Source organism: Marinobacter alexandrii, from assembly GCF_005871205.1.
Lineage (GTDB): Bacteria > Pseudomonadota > Gammaproteobacteria > Pseudomonadales > Oleiphilaceae > Marinobacter > Marinobacter alexandrii.
This window is the reverse complement of sequence record NZ_SWKM01000013.1, coordinates 562,580-579,250: the sequence shown is the minus strand read 5'-3', so window position 1 is coordinate 579,250 and position 16,671 is coordinate 562,580. Positions and strand designations below refer to the sequence as shown.

At 59.7% G+C, this 16,671-nt stretch carries 17 protein-coding genes; 9 read left to right on the top strand and 8 right to left on the bottom strand.

The genetic code is table 11. The annotated features are described in order from the left end of the window. Window positions 1-150 precede the first annotated feature (150 nt). Window positions 151-660 (top strand): dihydrofolate reductase, encoded by a 510-nt coding sequence (locus tag FCS96_RS13650; protein WP_138440919.1) that lies wholly within the window; start codon window positions 151-153, stop codon window positions 658-660. Here FCS96_RS13650 and FCS96_RS13645 read toward each other — a convergent pair. Continuing rightward, window positions 657-2,180, bottom strand: a complete 1,524-nt coding sequence (locus tag FCS96_RS13645) for a DEAD/DEAH box helicase (RefSeq protein WP_138440918.1) — start codon at window positions 2,178-2,180, stop codon at window positions 657-659. The genes FCS96_RS13650 and FCS96_RS13645 overlap by 4 nt on opposite strands. Before the next feature lie 194 nt (window positions 2,181-2,374). Here FCS96_RS13645 and FCS96_RS13640 point away from each other — a divergent pair, with 194 nt between their 5' ends. Continuing rightward, the gene (locus FCS96_RS13640) at window positions 2,375-3,163 is read left to right on the top strand and encodes an acyl-CoA thioesterase (RefSeq protein ID WP_138440917.1); all 789 of its coding nucleotides are present in this window, start codon (window positions 2,375-2,377) and stop codon (window positions 3,161-3,163) included. Between the two features lie 62 nt (window positions 3,164-3,225). Here the strand turns inward: FCS96_RS13640 and FCS96_RS13635 are convergent, their stop codons facing one another. The 3 genes from FCS96_RS13635 to FCS96_RS13625 form a co-directional block, all read right to left on the bottom strand. Further along, window positions 3,226-4,125: a haloalkane dehalogenase gene (locus FCS96_RS13635; RefSeq protein WP_138440916.1), complete on the bottom strand. Its 900-nt coding sequence runs from the start codon at window positions 4,123-4,125 to the stop codon at window positions 3,226-3,228. Between the two features lie 149 nt (window positions 4,126-4,274). Beyond that, complete coding sequence (locus FCS96_RS13630) at window positions 4,275-4,529, bottom strand: hypothetical protein (protein ID WP_171040782.1); 255 nt, start codon at window positions 4,527-4,529, stop codon at window positions 4,275-4,277. Between the two features lie 89 nt (window positions 4,530-4,618). Next, window positions 4,619-4,981 carry a hypothetical protein gene (locus FCS96_RS13625; protein WP_138440915.1) on the bottom strand — a complete coding sequence of 121 codons (363 nt, stop codon included), beginning with the start codon at window positions 4,979-4,981 and terminating at the stop codon, window positions 4,619-4,621. Between the two features lie 136 nt (window positions 4,982-5,117). Between FCS96_RS13625 and FCS96_RS13620 the strand changes: the two genes are divergently transcribed. Both FCS96_RS13620 and FCS96_RS13615 read left to right on the top strand, forming a co-directional pair. Next, a complete protein-coding gene (locus FCS96_RS13620; protein WP_138440914.1) occupies window positions 5,118-6,215 on the top strand; it encodes an AI-2E family transporter in 1,098 nt (365 codons plus the stop codon). Window positions 6,216-6,344: 129 nt separating this feature from the next. Continuing rightward, window positions 6,345-6,761, top strand: a complete 417-nt coding sequence (locus FCS96_RS13615; RefSeq protein WP_228264104.1) for a peptidoglycan-binding domain-containing protein — start codon at window positions 6,345-6,347, stop codon at window positions 6,759-6,761. Between the two features lie 66 nt (window positions 6,762-6,827). Here FCS96_RS13615 and ilvD read toward each other — a convergent pair whose 3' ends face one another. Continuing rightward, on the bottom strand, window positions 6,828-8,663 hold the full coding sequence (gene ilvD, locus FCS96_RS13610; protein ID WP_138440913.1) for a dihydroxy-acid dehydratase: 1,836 nt from the start codon (window positions 8,661-8,663) through the stop codon (window positions 6,828-6,830). Window positions 8,664-8,836: 173 nt separating this feature from the next. Between ilvD and FCS96_RS13605 the strand changes: the two genes are divergently transcribed. Both FCS96_RS13605 and FCS96_RS13600 read left to right on the top strand, forming a co-directional pair. Then, on the top strand, window positions 8,837-10,102 hold the full coding sequence (locus FCS96_RS13605) for an HDOD domain-containing protein (RefSeq protein WP_138440912.1): 1,266 nt from the start codon (window positions 8,837-8,839) through the stop codon (window positions 10,100-10,102). Window positions 10,103-10,154: 52 nt separating this feature from the next. Next, window positions 10,155-10,733 carry an LON peptidase substrate-binding domain-containing protein gene (locus tag FCS96_RS13600; protein ID WP_138440911.1) on the top strand — a complete coding sequence of 193 codons (579 nt, stop codon included), beginning with the start codon at window positions 10,155-10,157 and terminating at the stop codon, window positions 10,731-10,733. Window positions 10,734-10,742: 9 nt separating this feature from the next. On the opposite strand, the gene FCS96_RS13595 is transcribed toward FCS96_RS13600, so the two are convergent. The 3 genes from FCS96_RS13595 to FCS96_RS13585 are packed head-to-tail and all read right to left on the bottom strand — an operon-like array spanning window position 10,743 to window position 14,199. Then, window positions 10,743-12,191, bottom strand: a complete 1,449-nt coding sequence (locus tag FCS96_RS13595; RefSeq protein WP_138440910.1) for a bifunctional DedA family/phosphatase PAP2 family protein — start codon at window positions 12,189-12,191, stop codon at window positions 10,743-10,745. Next, a complete protein-coding gene (locus FCS96_RS13590; protein WP_138440909.1) occupies window positions 12,188-13,186 on the bottom strand; it encodes a GGDEF domain-containing protein in 999 nt (332 codons plus the stop codon). The genes FCS96_RS13595 and FCS96_RS13590 overlap by 4 nt, the downstream gene beginning before the upstream one ends. Beyond that, a complete protein-coding gene (locus tag FCS96_RS13585) occupies window positions 13,183-14,199 on the bottom strand; it encodes a GGDEF domain-containing protein (protein WP_138440908.1) in 1,017 nt (338 codons plus the stop codon). The genes FCS96_RS13590 and FCS96_RS13585 overlap by 4 nt, the downstream gene beginning before the upstream one ends. Window positions 14,200-14,340: 141 nt before the next feature. Between FCS96_RS13585 and FCS96_RS13580 the strand changes: the two genes are divergently transcribed. The 3 genes from FCS96_RS13580 to rsfS all read left to right on the top strand — a co-directional run bounded on the left by FCS96_RS13580 (window position 14,341) and on the right by rsfS (window position 16,670). Beyond that, window positions 14,341-15,594, top strand: a complete 1,254-nt coding sequence (locus tag FCS96_RS13580; RefSeq protein ID WP_138440907.1) for a glutamate-5-semialdehyde dehydrogenase — start codon at window positions 14,341-14,343, stop codon at window positions 15,592-15,594. Between the two features lie 5 nt (window positions 15,595-15,599). Next, on the top strand, window positions 15,600-16,250 hold the full coding sequence (gene nadD / locus FCS96_RS13575; protein ID WP_138440906.1) for a nicotinate-nucleotide adenylyltransferase: 651 nt from the start codon (window positions 15,600-15,602) through the stop codon (window positions 16,248-16,250). 69 nt (window positions 16,251-16,319) lie between these two features. Then, window positions 16,320-16,670, top strand: a complete 351-nt coding sequence (gene rsfS / locus FCS96_RS13570) for a ribosome silencing factor (RefSeq protein ID WP_138440905.1) — start codon at window positions 16,320-16,322, stop codon at window positions 16,668-16,670. The last annotated feature ends 1 nt before the right edge of the window (window position 16,671 follow it).

The window sequence follows — 16,671 nt, the reverse complement described above, 5'->3', positions numbered from 1 at the left end:
TCTCATAGTTTGATTGCGAGGGGTGGGGCGAGCTGTTCAAAACTGTGCGGAGCCATGGATGGCGGAGCTCAAGCGTCACATGGACGTGCTTGAGCGGGTTTTGAGCAGCTCGGCCCAGCCCTTGCTAACTCCAATACAAGAGGACCCGAAATGAGGAAAGCCCTCATCGTAGCCATGTCCCGCAACCGGGTCATCGGCCGCAACAACAATCTTCCCTGGTACCTGCCCGGTGACCTGCGCTACTTCAAGCAGGCAACCATGGGTAAGCCCATCATCATGGGCCGTAAGACCTGGGATTCCATTGGTCGCCCCTTGCCGGGCCGCATGAACGTGGTGATCTCCCGCAACCCGGACTGGGAAGCCCCTGCTGGAACAGTGGCGTCAACGTCGCTACAAGATGCCCTGGTCAAAGCTGAGGCTCAGGCAGAACTGGAAGGTGGTGATGAAGTGATGATCATCGGCGGTGGCCAGATCTATACCGAGGCGCTGCCGATAGTGGATCGAATGTACGTTACCCAAGTGCACGCAGAGGTGGAAGGGGACGCATTCTTTCCGGAAGTGAACTGGGATATGTGGGAAGAAATCGGACGGGAGGATTTCTCCGCGTCCGATAACAACCCTTACGACTACAGCTTCGTAGTCTATCAGCGCCAGGCTTAAGCCTGGCGAGGTGGGCGCTTGCCTGCGGGCTTGCCGCCCTTTCCGGGAGGCTTGCCACGACCGCCGGGGCCGCCAGGACCACCGCGGCCTTTCGGGCCACCCTTCTTGAAGCCGCCTTTCGGGCCATTCTTGAAGCCACCCGGACGACCACCCTTGCGGTCACGACGGGGCGGAGTGGCGGAGACTACCGGCAGGGCTTCTGGTTGCTCCAGGGGCAGTGACCCCGGCTGAGCGGCTTCCATCCAGCATGCCAGTGCACCAGCCACCATGGCCATATCCATCTCGTTGCGCTCGGCAATCTCATCCAGCAAGGACATCGCCTTGGCCAGCTTCTTGTCTTCGGCAAAGCCCAGCAACTGACTCTCGAACTGCTGCTCGCGCATCTTTTTGAGATCGGTCGGCGAGGGCAGCTCGTAGGCTTCCATCGGTGAATTGGTGGCGCGTTCCAGCGTCTTCAGCCAGCTGCGCTCGCGCGGAGTGACCAGCAGAATCGCCTTGCCGGTACGACCGGCACGACCAGTACGGCCAACCCGGTGGATGTAGGCTTCGGTATCGTAGGGCACATCGTAGTTGATGACGTGGGTGATTCGGGCCACGTCCAGACCACGGGCTGCCACATCGGTGGCAATGATGATGTCTTTCTTGCCGCGCTTGAGATCTTCAACGGTCTGCTCACGCTGACGCTGGTTCAGGTCACCACTCAGGGGTGCCACGGCATGGCCCCGCGCTGACAGCTTCTCGGCCAGCATGGTGGTCTCAGCCTTGGTGCGCACGAAGATGATGGCGGCATCGATCGGCTCAACTTCCAAGATGCGGGTCAGGGCATCCAGCTTACGCTCGGCGTAAACCGGCAGAACGAACTGGGAAATGCGCTCGACGGTGCGGGTTTCGCTCTCGATCTTCACTTCCGTGGCGTTGCGCAGGTAAGTCTGGGCAACCTTCTTGATCTGCGGCGGCATGGTGGCCGAGAACAGAGCGCGCTGGCAGTTGTCCGGCGTTTTCGCCAGGATCGCCTCAACGTCGTCAATGAAACCCATGCGCAGCATTTCGTCGGCTTCGTCCAGAACCAGGGCCTTCAGGCTATCCAGTTTCAGGGTGCCCTTGCGCAGGTGATCCAGCATCCGGCCGGGAGTGCCGACAATGACCTGGGCGCCACGACGCAGGCCCTTGATCTGGGGGTAAAAGTCCTGGCCACCGTAAATCGGCAGAACGTGGAACTGGCGGAACTTGCTGGCATAGGTAGTAAAAGCTTCAGCCACTTGGATGGCCAGCTCCCGCGTTGGTGCCAGCACCAGAATCTGGGGCTCGGTAACGGACGCGTCGATTCGACTCAGCAGCGGCAGGGCAAAAGCCGCAGTTTTACCGGTACCAGTCTGGGCAACACCCAGTAGATGGTTTCCGGCGAGTAGGGCGGGGATGGACTGCGCCTGAATGGGCGACGGTTTTTCATAGCCAACGGCGGTCACGGCTTCAAGTACGGCCGGGTCCAGACCCAGTTCGGCAAAGGACAATTCTGACATTGATTCACTCGGAATTCGGGAGGTAAGGCATTGCAGGCAATGCATGATGTGATCGCATTATAGCCGCTTTGGCGCTTCTTTAATACGCATATTCCTTTGAAGCCTGTAGGTAGTTGCCCGTGCGCCGTTATTGCGTTGGCAGCATAACTACGGCAGTCTCACTTTTCCCGATAGGTTGCTAACAGGAATTCAGAATGACCTTTGATCAGCTGTTGTCTGCGGTACGAGCCGATGAGGAACTCGTTATTCCTCCCAGTTGGGGACAGGGCCGGGCAAGCTTTGGTGGCCTGGTGGCGGCGCTCATGTTTGATCGCATGGAGTATCTGGTCAGTGCCGGCCGACCGATGCGGTCGTTACAGGTGTCGTTTGTTGGGCCAGTAGAGCCGGGCGTTGCGGCCACCTTTGAAGCCGAGATTCTGCGCGAGGGCAAGGCGGTAAGCCAGGTGCAGGGGCGTATTCTGCAGGGTGGTGAACCGCGCCTGGTTTGCCTCGCCAGCTTTGGTGGCGACCGCCAATCCGCAGTGCAGGTAGATGCACTGCCAGCCCCCGGGTGCGAACCGGTCGAGCAGTGCCAGGCATTGCCCTACATTCCGGGCGTGACTCCGGATTTTACCCAGCACATCGAGATGCGGTGGGCGTTTGGTCACATGCCCTTCAGCGGCAAAGGTGGCCGTGAAATGGGTGGTTGGATGCAGTTCCGGGAAACTCCGGAGAGCTTTTCCGATGCTCACATAGTTGCCTTGATTGACGCGTGGCCGCCGGCGGTCCTGTCGCACCTGAGGGGCCCGGCACCGGCCAGCTCCCTGAGCTGGGCCCTGGACATTGTGCACCCGCGTCCAGCCCTGGAGCCCGGTGACTGGCTGCTTTACAAGGCCAGTATCGATCAAGCCGGTGCGGGTTATGGCCACACCCAGGCTGGCATCTGGACTGCTGGTGGTGAACTGGTTGCACTGAGCCGTCAGACCGTGACTGTCTTCGGTTAATGGGCTTGGAGAAAGCTATAGAGCGTTCCAGAAGAGAATAGAGAGTTGTGGGAGATGGCGGCTCAGGCCGCCATCTCCGACTTCATTGCGTCAATAACAACGCGCGCGAAATCTTCCGGCGAATCTTCCTGCAGGAAATGACCGCCCCGCAGCGTGATGTGGGGCTGACCGTGGGCACCGGGAATCCTGCGTTGCATGTCGCGATCGCCGCCACGGGTAATCGGGTCACCGCTACTGAAACAGGTGATGAAGGGTTTGCGCCATTTCTCCAGCACCCGCCAGGCATCTTTGTTTGCCGCTCCGGAAGGATCGTCGCCGGATAGCGGAACCAGTCCGGGGAAGGCGCGGGCACCGGCTTTGTAATCCGCAGACGGGAAGGGCGCCTCGTAGGCGGCCAGCTCGGCCTTGGTGAGCGTACGCTCGGTTCCCAGTTGAACAATGCGGCTGATCGGAAACCAGGGGCTGTGGCCGGCAAATACCTTCCAAATAGAAAACACTGTCGGCATCGGGTCGTCGCCAGTGGGTAGCATGCCGTTGCCAACGATGATCCGGCTGAACCGATGCGAGTGCTCGGCAGCCAATCTCAAGCCCAGTAGCGAGCCCCAGTTTTGACACACCAGAGTGACGTTGCGAAGGTCGAGTTCCTCCAGCCAGGCGCTAAGCCATGCCAAATGGCGGTCGTAGCTGTAGTCTCCAACCTCGGATGGCTTGTCCGACTTGCCGAAGCCGACAAGGTCGGGTGCAAGGACTCTATGACCGGCGCTGGCAACCAGCGGAATCATATGCCGGTAAAGGTAAGACCAGGACGGCTCTCCATGCAGCATCAACACCGGTGAAGCCGTCTTCCGCCCCTCGTCCACATAGTGCATCCTGAGGCTGGGCGCTACTTCCAGGTAATGCGGAGCGAACGGGTAATCCGGAAGACCTGCGAAGCGGGCTTCATCGGTTCTCAGAATACGCATGCCATCGACTGTCCTGACTGATGGAAGGTGATTGCCAGAAACTGCCGGTCCCGAAAGGCGGGACGACTTAAGCAATCGTCAACGAACAGGATAAATCAGATGGAAATTTTGTGTGTTTGAGTTGCGTAACAGAGCGTTGCCGGTTTGAATCAGGACGCGATGCCGAACAGCTGTTCCGGGTTGTCAATTCGCGCCATGGCGGCGTCGCAGCAGTTCACCGCACCGCAATCGTCGGCGGAGCAGAGGCCTATGGTCTGGCATTCGGTCTCTCGTTGATTGTCGCCTTCGTTCCGGAAGATCCGGGCCCGGGAAAGAATCGAACGGCAGTGGCCGCAGAGTAAGGTGGGCACGGTGCTGCCTTCGGCCAGGTAGGCGGTGTAAATTTGTTGATCATGCAAGCTCATAGTTATCCTCCTGATACATCCAACCTATGGATGAAGTGTGACAATTTAAAGTTGAGGTCCCGTTTTAAGTTAAGCCTCAGTGTTACGCCTCAATTGTCCGGATCGACCACCGGTCGACGGTTGGAGCGCTTGTCTTCCCAATCAAGCGCTTTCGGATCGTACCAGCCGATGGCCCGGAGAACCTTTTCCCGGGTTGTCGGCGACAGGGTTGGCCAGAGTTCGTGAAAATCGTCCAGGCCAAGTTCCCGCTGCCGCTGCTGTTTGCTTTGCAGCCGGTTGATGGTGCGTGGCAGTTGCAAGGCCTCGCCCAGTTGGCCTGGCACCAGCACTTCCTGCCCCATCACTTTGCGGCGATGGGTTCGGGCGGCCAGAACCCGGCGCAGTTCGACGGCGGCTTCCAGAGCAGTTTCCGGCGTAAACGTTTCAAATTCCAACAGTACAACCTGTCTCATATTAGCTGATCAATAACCGACCACTATACCCCTAAGAAGGCTACAGTGGCCACGTTGCCGTGATAGGCTAAGGCGGTCACGCGGTTGATAACACCGTAGGCCCGTCTTCGCTTCTTGGTCAGGAACAATCAGAACTATGTACGCAAAACTCGAAACACGGACTTTTCTCGCAATGCTGGTGGGCGTGTCCCTGGCTTTTGTGTTGCTGATGAAGCCGTTTTTTGGTCCTATTTTCTGGGCGGTGGCAATTGCTCTGATTTTCCATCCCGTCCAGCAACTTCTGGTGCGCAAGCTGGGGGAGCGCCCGAACCTGAACGCCCTGATCACCCTGATCATCTGCATGGTTATTGTGGTGATACCAGTCCTGGTGCTGGTCACGTCCCTGATCGCCGAGGGCGTTGGTCTATACCAGCGAATCCAGAGTGGCGAAATACGGCCGGGCGAATACATTGACCAGGTTAACCAGTCGTTCCCGGCCATCGAAGCGTTTCTGGCGCCCTTTGATGTCAGTTTTGACGAGCTTCGTGATCGGGTGGTCAGTCTGTTTGTCGGTGGTAGCCAGTTCCTGGCGAAGCAGGCGCTCGGCGTCGGACAGAATACCTTCCAGTTCTTTCTCGGCCTGGCGTTGATGGTGTACCTGGCGTTTTTCCTGCTGCGGGACGGCAGCAAGCTGGTGGAGCTGCTGATCAAGGCTCTGCCGCTAGGGGACGAGCGTGAGCGTCTGCTGTTCGCCAAGTTTGCGGAAGTCACCCGCGCCACGGTTAAGGGCAACTTGTTAATTGCGATCATTCAGGGTGCCCTGGGTGGCCTGATCTTCTGGATTCTGGGCATCAAGGGTGCGCTGCTGTGGGGCGTAGTCATGGCCATCGTTTCATTGTTGCCCGCGGTGGGCGCGGCATTGGTCTGGGTGCCGGCCGCTATCTACCTGGCCGCCATCGGAGACATGGTGGAGGCGACCATTCTGACCATTTTCGGTGTGGTGGTGATTGGGCTGGCGGATAACCTGCTGCGCCCGGTGCTGGTGGGCCGGGACACCAAGCTGCCGGATTACATTGTGCTGCTGTCTACGCTGGGTGGCATCGTCATGTTCGGGGTCAATGGATTTGTCATGGGGCCGCTGGTGGCGGCGCTGTTTATGGCCTTCTGGGGCATCTTCATCCGGGAGTTTGGCGAAGAATCCCATCGCCAACCGTCAGTTGCGGTACCGAATCGTCAGGACGAGGAATCTGTTTGACGCTCACTGCATCGCGCGGGGTGTTCAAAGATGAAAATGTGGTAAGGTTTTAGCGTTCGCCCGAAATCGTGGAGATGGGCACCTCAACATAACAAGACCAGTGTATCGATGTGATCGGGAGTAATGCAGGTGAGTAATACAAAAAAAATGACCAATAATCTGGGCCGTCTGGCCATCGCCGCCGGTACCGTAATGATGCTCGGGCTGGCCCCCACGGTTTCTGCCAACAACACCGTAGCCGTCAAAAATGCCCTCTATGGGGCTGGGTATGAAATCCAGAATGTTAGTGCCCAAATGGACGACTCCACCCGCGCGGCCCTGACCCAATTCCAGAAGGACAATGGCCTGCAGGCCACCGGTATGCTTGATGACGAGACCAAAAAAGCTCTGGGCATGATCTCTGTTAAAGTTGCTGCGGCATCGACAGGTTCCAGCGAGTCTGCGAGCAGCGATGATGCTTCGAGTTCCTCTGCGTCAGCCAAGGCTGATAGCAAGACCGAAGGCGCCATCGAAGAAGACGACGAAGGCGGCTGGTCGCTCTGGTAATCCAGCACGAACAAAAAAAGCCCGCCAGGTGTGCCTGAGCGGGCTTTTTTGTGGGCCAGTGAAAACTCAGTCGAGTTTACTGAGATCCCGGACCGCGCCCTTATCCGCGCTGGTAGCCAGCAGGGCGTAGGCTTTCAAGGCTGCAGAGACCTTTCGATCCCGCGCCAGCTCGGGTTTCCAGCCCTTGGCATCGCGGGCTTCACGACGACGGTCCAGCTCGTGCTGGTCCAGCTCCACGTTGATCGTGCGGTTCGGAATGTCGATGCGGATGCGATCACCATTCTCGATCAACCCGATGGCGCCGCCTGCGGCCGCTTCGGGGGAAGCGTGGCCGATGGACAGGCCGGAAGTGCCGCCGGAGAAACGGCCGTCGGTCAGCAGCGCGCAGTCCTTGCCCAGGCCTTTGGATTTCAAGTAGCTGGTGGGGTAGAGCATTTCCTGCATGCCCGGTCCGCCCTTGGGACCTTCATAGCGAATAATCACCACCTCACCGGGCAGAACCTCATCACTGAGGATGCCGGCCACGGCAGAATCCTGACTCTCGAATACCCGCGCCGTGCCCTCGAATACGAAGATGCTCTCGTCCACGCCCGCGGTCTTCACCACGCAGCCGTCCAGCGCGATGTTGCCGTACAGCACTGCCAGGCCTCCCTCGGAGGAGTAGGCGTGTTCCACAGCCCGGATGCATCCGGTTTCACGATCGCCGTCCAGGGTTGGCCACCGGGTGTTCTGGCTGAATGCGGTCTGGGTGGGAATGCCCGCCGGGCCGGCCTTGTAGAACTCGACTACGTCGGCCGGTGGTGACCGCATGATGTCCCAGGTCTGCAGGGCTTCCTTCATGGTCTTGCTGTGCACGGTGGGCAGGTCGGTGTTGATCAGACCACCGCGCTCCAGTTCGCCGAGGATGCCCATGATGCCGCCGGCACGGTGGACATCTTCCATGTGGTATTTCGGGGAGTTGGGAGCCACCTTGCACAGCTGCGGCACCTTGCGGGACAGCTGGTCAATCTCGTTCAGGGTAAATGGCACGCCGCCTTCCTGGGCTGCTGCCAGCAGGTGCAGGATGGTGTTGGTGGAGCCACCCATGGCGACGTCCATCACCATGGCGTTTTCGAAGGCCGCCATGGAGGCGATGCTCAATGGCAGTACCGAAGCGTCATCTTCCTCGTAATAGCGGCGCGCATTCTCCACAATCTGACGACCGGCCTGCAGGAACAGGCGCTCACGATCGGCGTGGGTGGCCAGCATGGAACCGTTACCGGGCAACGCCAGCCCGATGGCCTCGGTCAGGCAGTTCATGGAGTTGGCGGTGAACATGCCAGAACAGGAGCCGCAGGTAGGGCAGGCGCTACGCTCGTACTCGGCTACGGTTTCGTCGTCGGCGTTCGGGTCGGCGGCGATCACCATGGCATCGACGAGGTCAAGTTTGTGTTCAGAGAGCTTGGTTTTGCCGGCTTCCATCGGGCCGCCCGACACAAAAATGGTCGGTATATTCAGGCGCATGGCGGCCATCAGCATGCCCGGCGTGATCTTGTCGCAGTTGGAAATACACACCAGAGCGTCGGCACAGTGGGCGTTGACCATGTACTCGACGGAGTCGGCGATAATCTCCCGGGAAGGCAGAGAGTACAGCATGCCGTCGTGGCCCATGGCGATGCCGTCGTCAACGGCGATGGTGTTGAATTCCTTGGCGACACCTCCGGCCCGTTCAATTTCGCGGCAGACCAGTTGCCCCAGATCTTTCAGGTGAACGTGGCCGGGTACGAACTGGGTAAAGGAGTTGGCAACCGCAATGATAGGCTTGCCAAAATCTCCATCTTTCATACCAGTGGCGCGCCAGAGGGCGCGGGCACCGGCCATGTTGCGACCGGCGGTGGAAGTCCGCGAACGATACTGAGGCATGATGTTCTGATCTCTCTGTGTTTACCGGGTGGTGATTGTTGGTTGGCTTTGTGCAGCGTCAAAGGATACCAGATTAGACACCTATCGCATGGTTGTTTTGGCAGACGGCGCTTACAATGACTAACAGGGATCAATCATCGTCATTGGATCGGGATGATATAAGGAGCTTGCCCATGGCCGGGGAGGACAGTCTGCCTTTTCGTCGTCTGAGAGAGTTTCGACCGTTGAATCGGCTTTCCGACGCGCAACTGGTGTTGCTTGCCAGTCGTGGTGAACGCCGCACCTATGGCTCGGGTCAGAGAGTCCTGGAGAAGGGCGTTCGGGACGGTCTCGATTTTTTTCTGATCTCCGGCAAGATTGAGCTGGAATCGGTGGACGGGCGGAAAACGTTGATTGAGGCTGAATCGGATGCCGCACTCAATCCCATCGCTCGACTGCAGCCACGGATGTACGATGTGATTGCGGTCAAGCTTTGCGAATTTCTGATTGTCGAGCAGGATATCCTGAACCAGATGTTGCGCTCTGCGCCGGTGGAACAGGAGGAGATGGACTCGAACGAAACCCCGGCGGCCGAGGCCAGTGAGACGAATGATGAGAGTGAGCTGTTGATGGAGTTCTACTCTGATCTACGCTCCAACCAGATCCAGCTGCCCAGTGTGCCGGATGTGGCCTGGAAGGTTCGTCGGGCGGTTGATCGGGACGACTCCAGCGCAGAACTGGTGGCCAATGCGGTCTCGGCGGATCCCTCCATCGCCGTCAAGCTGGTGCGGGCCTGTAATAGCCCGCTCTATCGAGGCTTCAGTGATGTTCGAACCGTGCGCGAGGCAGTTGTTCGCCTGGGCATGCACACCACCCGTCAGCTGGTGACGGTGTTCTCCATGCGGGAGGTGTTCAAAACGCGCCAGCCTGCGTTGCAGCAGGAAATGGAGCGTCTATGGCGGCATTCGAGGGAGGTGGCGGCGTTGTGCTGGGTACTGGCGGATCATGCCACCCGGTTAAACCCGGAAGAGGCCCTGCTGGCGGGTTTGCTGCACGACATCGGCGTGGTGCCGGTACTGGTTCAGGCGGAGCACCATACTGGCCTGTTTGCCAACCCGGACAACCTGCGCCATGCAATCAGCGAGCTCCGTGCCGACGTTGGCACGGCGGTGCTGGAGAACTGGGGCTTCCCGGCAACGTTTATTGAGGCTGTGCGCCACGCGGAGAGTTGGGACTACCAGTGCCGGTCGGCCGAACCCCAGCTCACGGACGTGGTGATTGTAGCGCAGTTGCATTCGATGATTGGTTCCCGGCAAAACGCCGGGCTGCCGTGTTTTGATGAGATACCAGCCTATCGTCGGCTGGGTGAGTTGGAACTGAATGCGTCGAGGAGTCTGCAGCTTCTCACGGAAGCCCGTGCCCGGGTGGATGAAGTGCAGCAGTTGCTGTCAATTCGATGACCTCATTGGGTCTTTTAACTCTGGAGTCCACCTCTCGGTGACCTGCACTGATATGAATGTTCCACTTTTTCCGCTGAATTCCATTGTCCTCCCCCGGGGCCGGATACCCCTGCAGCTCTTTGAGCCGCGATACATCGACATGCTGACCCGGTGCCTGAAAGAAGACCGGGGCTTTGTCGTCGTGCTGCTGCGCGACGGTGCGGAGGTCGGACCCACGGCGTCGTTCTATGACATCGGTACTTACGTTCGCATCATTGATTTTCAGCAGTTGGAGAACGGTCTGTTGGGCATCACGGTGGAGGGAACGGCAAAGGTCACTGTGGTCAGGAGCTGGCGGCAGGAGGATGGTCTCAATGTGGGCGATGTCGAGGTTTTACTCGATGAGGCCGACAGTGAGGTGCCGGATCGTTTTAACGAGCTGCCGTCAGTGCTCCGGGCGCTGTTTCGGCATCCAGTCGTGCGGGATCTGGATATGGATGTGGATTATGGCGATGCCCGGCACGTTGGCTGGCGCCTGACAGAGTTGTTGCCTCTCGACAAGCAGGAAAAGCAGCGCCTGGTTGAATTGCAGGATCCGCTGGAGCGGCTGAGCCGCTTGCAGGAATTGCTGGAGGCCCTGGAAGAGGGCTGAAACCATGTGTTAGGCAGGGCGCAGGTTTACCTGCGCCTCCGGCCAGGCCAGGACAACATAACCGACGGCAAACGCCAGCCATGCGCCTGCAGCCAGGGCCATCGACAGATCCGGGGCCAGGTGCACCCGGTCGTACCGACTGTAACTCGCCCGCACTCCACCAGTAATCGCCAGCCCCAGCAATATGCCGCCAATCACATCGGTAAACCAGTGTACTCCCAGATACAGCCGGCTGAGGGCTATCGGCACCAGCGGCAACGAAAACAGGACATAGAACTGCCAGCGCTGGCGTTTGCGGCTTTCGCCCGCAACGAAACTGGCCAGAAGGGTGACAAACACGGTGATGCCGGCGCTGTGGCCGCTTGGAAAGGCGCCGGACGACGGCGGACGGAACACCGCGTCGGGCCGGTCGACACCGAGGGTAAGTTTTAGCAGCCAGACCAGGACGATAGTGAGTGCGGCGGCCATGACAATATGAATGGCCGCGGCGTAGTAGCCCCGGAATGCCAGTGTCAGACATGCCAGTACTGCTGCGGCTGCCAGCACCGGCGGATCCCCCAGCAGGGTGGCGATAATCACCGGGCCGTCGAGTAGCGGTTGCCGGAGCTGATCAAACCAGATCAGCGCCAGTTGATTGAAAGGCTCGAGGCTGTGCGTCTGGGTGGCTAACTGGCCCCAGATCAGGAACAGGCCGGAAGCGCCCAGCGCCAGCATGATGGAGGCGAGAGGAAACTCGCCTCCCCGGTCCGGACGGTGGTTGGTGTACAGGCGCCAGAAACGATGGGTAGCGTCGTATCTGGCCATGCGCCGTTCCAGCCAGTGATAAAGTCGCCCACCCTTGCCCAGGCCCAGTTGAAACTGGACCAGCACCAGATACACCACCATCAGGGTGGCCAGGCTGATCCCCACCACCGGATAAAAGTACGCTGGCGGCTGAATGTCGCTGGCCAGCGCGCTGCCTACCAGAAAGCCCGGCAGTATGTACACCGGCGCCCAGCCCACCGCTGAAACAATATTAAACGCCAGGAATCGTTGCCAGGGCATCCACAGGGCACCGGCAATCAGGGGAATGATTGGGCGTATGGGCCCGACAAAGCGTCCGATGACCACGCTCTTACCGCCGTGCTGGCGAAAGAAGGCCTGGCCTTTCGCCATCAGAATCGGGTAGTGGCTGAGTGGCCACACTACGTTGAGCCGGCCCTGGAGTTTGCGTCCGAGGGCAAAACTGGCGGTGTCGCCAGCGATGGCGCCCAGACCCGCCCAGATCAGGGCTTCGGTCAGTGGCATGCCAGTTTGTCCGGCCAGTGCAGCGATGGCGAAAAGAATCGCCACCCCAGGCACGATGATGCCCGCAATCGCCAGGGACTCGACAAAGGCGGTACTGAATAAAGCCGTGGCCAGCCATCCCGGGTGTAGGCTTAACCAGGCCGATAACTCCCTGAGCCAATCACCGCTCATGCTGCGATAGTCTCTCCGGCACTGAACCAGACCGAATCGGCACCGCGTCGGCGGGCCTCTTCCATGGCGGCATGAGCCCGTTGGCGCAGGCCATCGGTGCGGGTGTCGCCGGTACCACGGGTCGTGCAGCCGATGCTGACCGTGGCCTTGCCGACAACGGCCCACTGGTGTTCGGCGATGGTCCGGCGGATCCGTTCGGCAATCACCCGCACGCCTTCTTCAGGGGTGTAAGGCAGGATCAGGAAGAATTCCGACTCGTTCAGGGTGTACAGGGTGTCGCCGGCCCGTATGACATCAAACAAATGCTCGGTCATGTCGCGAAACAGCGTTTGCACACCAGCCTTGCCGTGTAGGTCTGCCGCTTCGTCAGCGTAGTCGATGCTGAGATCAATGACCGACAGCTGATGTCCGGTGGCGATGGCCCGGCTAATTTCTTTCTGCAGGGTTTCATCCAGGAAGCGGGCGTTGTGGGCTCCAGTTACCGGATCAGTAATGGCCAAATCTTCGGCAGACTGGGCCATGTGGTCGTAGTGCCAGATATACAGCGACGCCGCGGCGAACAGAATCACCAGGCCGGTAATGGTGATGACGGCATCGGTGGTGGGTTGTTGGAACAGCACCGCCCCTGCCGTTGGCAGTAGCAGCAGGAACGACAGCGCCATGCCCTGGCGCAGCGGCAGGATCAGCAGGTTCAGGATCAGCAGTGGCATGGCCCAGTGGGTGATGCCAGGGCTGTCGAGTGTCAGCACGGCGGCCAGGAGGCCGCTGTTCAGGCCCGACAGGATGATCAGGTGTCCGGGCGCCGACAACTGGTGACGGCGGCACACCGCGGTATAGGCAACCCCCGCCAGGGTCAGGGTCGCCATGCCGGTGGCGAGGTAGAATAGCTCGTAAAAACCATAACGAAGATTCTGCATCGCCAGCGCCAGAATAAAGAGCGTAGCCAGAACATAGCCGGTTCCATGCGTCCAGGTTCTCAGGCGGGTCTCGGTCATGAAGTGGGTCCTTGCGCGCGCGGAGGGGTCTTGTTCCCGGTCTGGTTCCAGGCGCTGTAGGCCTGGGTCCGGTTGCCGCCTTGCTGCTGGGCTCGGCGTAGGGCATTGGCGGCACTCTGCTGCAGGCTGTCGGCGTCATCACCAATGTTCAGGCCGGCAACGCCGGTACTAACCGTGAGCGCCATGTGGTGGGATTCCAGAAGTTTGCCCAGGCCGTTGCGCATGATCTCCGAACGCTTGATGGCGTTGTGCGTGGAAATGCCGGGTAGAATGACCAGAAACTGCAGGTCCGCGACCCGGTAGTAGGTGTCGAAATCCCGAATCTGGGAATGCAGGTAGCGCCCGATGCGGGGCAGGATAGAGCGAATATCCTGGTCCGGATTGCGGTCACTGAGGTGGGTGTCCAGGCCAATCATGATAATGGACATGTCGGTACCTTCACGCTCGCTGCGCTGGATTTCCTTGTGCAGGTCTGCGGACAGGTATTCCCGGCTGGCGGCCTGGGTCAGCTCATCGGTGCGGCGCAGTGGTGCCAGTTGGCGGTTTTTGTACTCGCGCAGGAACACCAGCAGGCCCGAGAGCAGGGTGGTCAACATGAACGCGCTGACCATCTGGTGTCGGTCGGCCAGGCCGGTGGCCAGGGGGATGGCAAGGCCGGCAAGCAGCATCATCGCCAGGGTGATGCCCACTGCCAGCCGCAGGGGAAGCAGCGCAAAGGCGAGCAGGGGCAGGGCGTAGAACCAGTGGCTGAGCGCCCAGGGTCCGGTCCAGAAACTGGTCAGCATGAGTAATAGAAGCGCGACGAAAAACAACCGCTGGATGCTCGGCCAGGGGTGTTGCTGACGATTGCTGTGAAAGGTTTGTGCGCAAATCACGATGCCAGCCGCGGCGGCGGCAGCGGCGGCCGTCAGGGGCTCGCCCAGTATTGCGCTGAGCGCCGAAATGGCAATCAGGACCACGAATCCGGCCCGCGACAGTCTGCTCAACAAAAAGTTTTCGGCCAACTGGGCCATGGTGTCCGTCCTTTTCAGAAACTCCCTAAGTATGTGGCATATCGCAAGGTTATAATATCTGTTTGGGGTGCGTACTTGAAACGGGAAAGGTAAAGTTAGACTCGAATAATGAATTCTGTTGATTAACACGAAGGTAAACGGATGGATATTGCAGCTTATATGGCTGAGGTCGGGGAGCAGGCTCGTGCAGCCGCGACGCTCGTGGCGCGCTCCACAACGGCGGTGCGCAACCAGGCCCTGCTGGCCACAGCCCGGGCCCTGGATTCGGCACGCATTGAGCTGGCCGAGGCCAACGCCAGGGACCTGGAAAGCGGCCGGAGTAACGGTCTCGACGGCGCCATGCTCGACCGACTGGAGCTGACTGCGGAGCGGATCGATACCATGATCGAGGGGCTTCGCCAGGTCGCGTCCTTGCCCGATCCAATCGGTGAAATCACCGACATGACCTATCGTCCGTCGGGAATCCAGGTGGGCAAGATGCGAGTGCCCTTGGGGGTGATTGGCATTATCTACGAATCCCGTCCCAATGTGACTGTGGAGGCGGCCAGCCTGTGTCTGAAATCGGGTAACGCGACCATTCTTCGGGGCGGCTCCGAGGCCATTCATTCCAACCAGGCTATTGCACGGTGTCTGAGCCAGGGTCTGGCCGAGGCCGGTTTGCCGGAGACCGCTGTGCAGGTGGTCAAAACCACCGACCGCGCCGCGGTGGGCGAGCTGATCACCATGCCCCGATACGTTGATGTTATTGTTCCGCGCGGTGGCAAAGGCCTGATCGAGCGGATCAGTCGTGACGCCCGTGTGCCGGTGATCAAGCACCTGGACGGCGTCTGCCACGTCTACATTGACAGTCACGCCGATCCGGAAAAAGCCCTGAACGTTGCGGTGAATGCCAAAACCCAGCGCTACGGCACCTGCAATACCATGGAAACCCTGCTGGTCGATGGCGAGATCGCCGATGATATCCTGCCGTTGCTGGCCACGGCGTTTGTAGAAAAGGAAGTAGAGCTGCGCGGCTGTGAGCGTACCCGCGGTATTATTGATGTCGTTGAGGCAGTGGAAGCTGACTGGGAAGCGGAATACCTTGGGCCGATCCTGGCGGTACGGGTGGTCGATGGTCTCGATGGTGCCATCGAGCATATCAACCGCTACAGCTCTCAACACACCGACAGCATCATCACCGAAAACTTCACCCGGGCGCGGCGCTTCCTGACCGAAGTGGATTCCAGTTCGGTGATGGTCAATACCTCCACCCGCTTCGCCGACGGCTTCGAGTACGGCCTGGGTGCAGAAATCGGTATTTCCACCGACAAGATCCACGCCCGCGGGCCGGTAGGGCTTGAGGGCCTGACGTCCCAGAAATACGTGGTGTTCGGCGACGGCCACATCCGGACCTGATGCCAATGCATGTGATCTATGGCGGCACCTTCGATCCGGTTCATCATGGCCATCTCCGGCTGGCCCTGGAAATCAGTGATCGGTTGGAAGTTGCACCGATCAACCTGATGCCGTGCCATATCCCGCCTCACCGAGGTGATACCGGGGCCTCTGCCGACCAGCGGTTGAGGCTGCTGGAGCTGGCGGTGGCGGCGGAGCCTCAGCTGCGCGTTGATGACCGCGAAGTCAAGCGGGCGGGGGCGTCGTACACCGCTGATACCCTGCGCCAGTTGCGTAGTGAGCTGGGGCCGGAACACCCCTTGATCATGGTGGTCGGCACCGACTCGTTCGCCAGTTTTGACCGTTGGCGGGAGTGGCAGTCGATTCCCGAGCTTGCCCACATTGTCGTGGTACGCCGGCCCGGTGCTGAGCTCGACCCGGACGGACTGCCGGCGGCGTTGCTGGCTGAGCGCCGGGTGTCTGACCCTCAGGCCTTGCATGGCCGGCCCTGTGGCCTGATGCTGGACCTGCAGCTGCCACTGCTGGAGATTTCTGCGACCGGCATCCGTGAACGGATTGAAGCCGGTAGGTCACCCCGTTATCTGGTCCCGGATTCGGTATGGCAGGAGATTCGTCGTCTGGGGCTCTATGGAGCCTGCCCCGACGGCAACTTTTAGTGCTACAATCGCCGCTGAATAGACTTTTCGGGCGGCCACCTCGGCTGACGCCCGTCCAACAGGGTGATTATGCAGGCAGAACAACTGAAAGATCTGGTAGTTAACGCGCTCGAAGATGTGAAAGCACAGGACATCAGCGTAATTGATGTCCGTGACCGTACCAGTGTCACCGACTTCATGGTTCTGGCATCCGGAACGTCCAACCGACATGTAAAATCCCTTGCCCACTCAGTGGTCTCGGAAGCCCGGGACGAAGGCATTCGTGCCAACAGCGTGGAAGGCGACACCGTGAGCGATTGGATCCTGGTGGATTTGGGCGATGTGATTGTTCACGTCATGATGCCCGCCACGCGCGAGTTCTACGATCTGGAGCGCTTCTGGCGTGATGCCCCGGATCTTGGTGTTGCGGGCAGCGAATAAG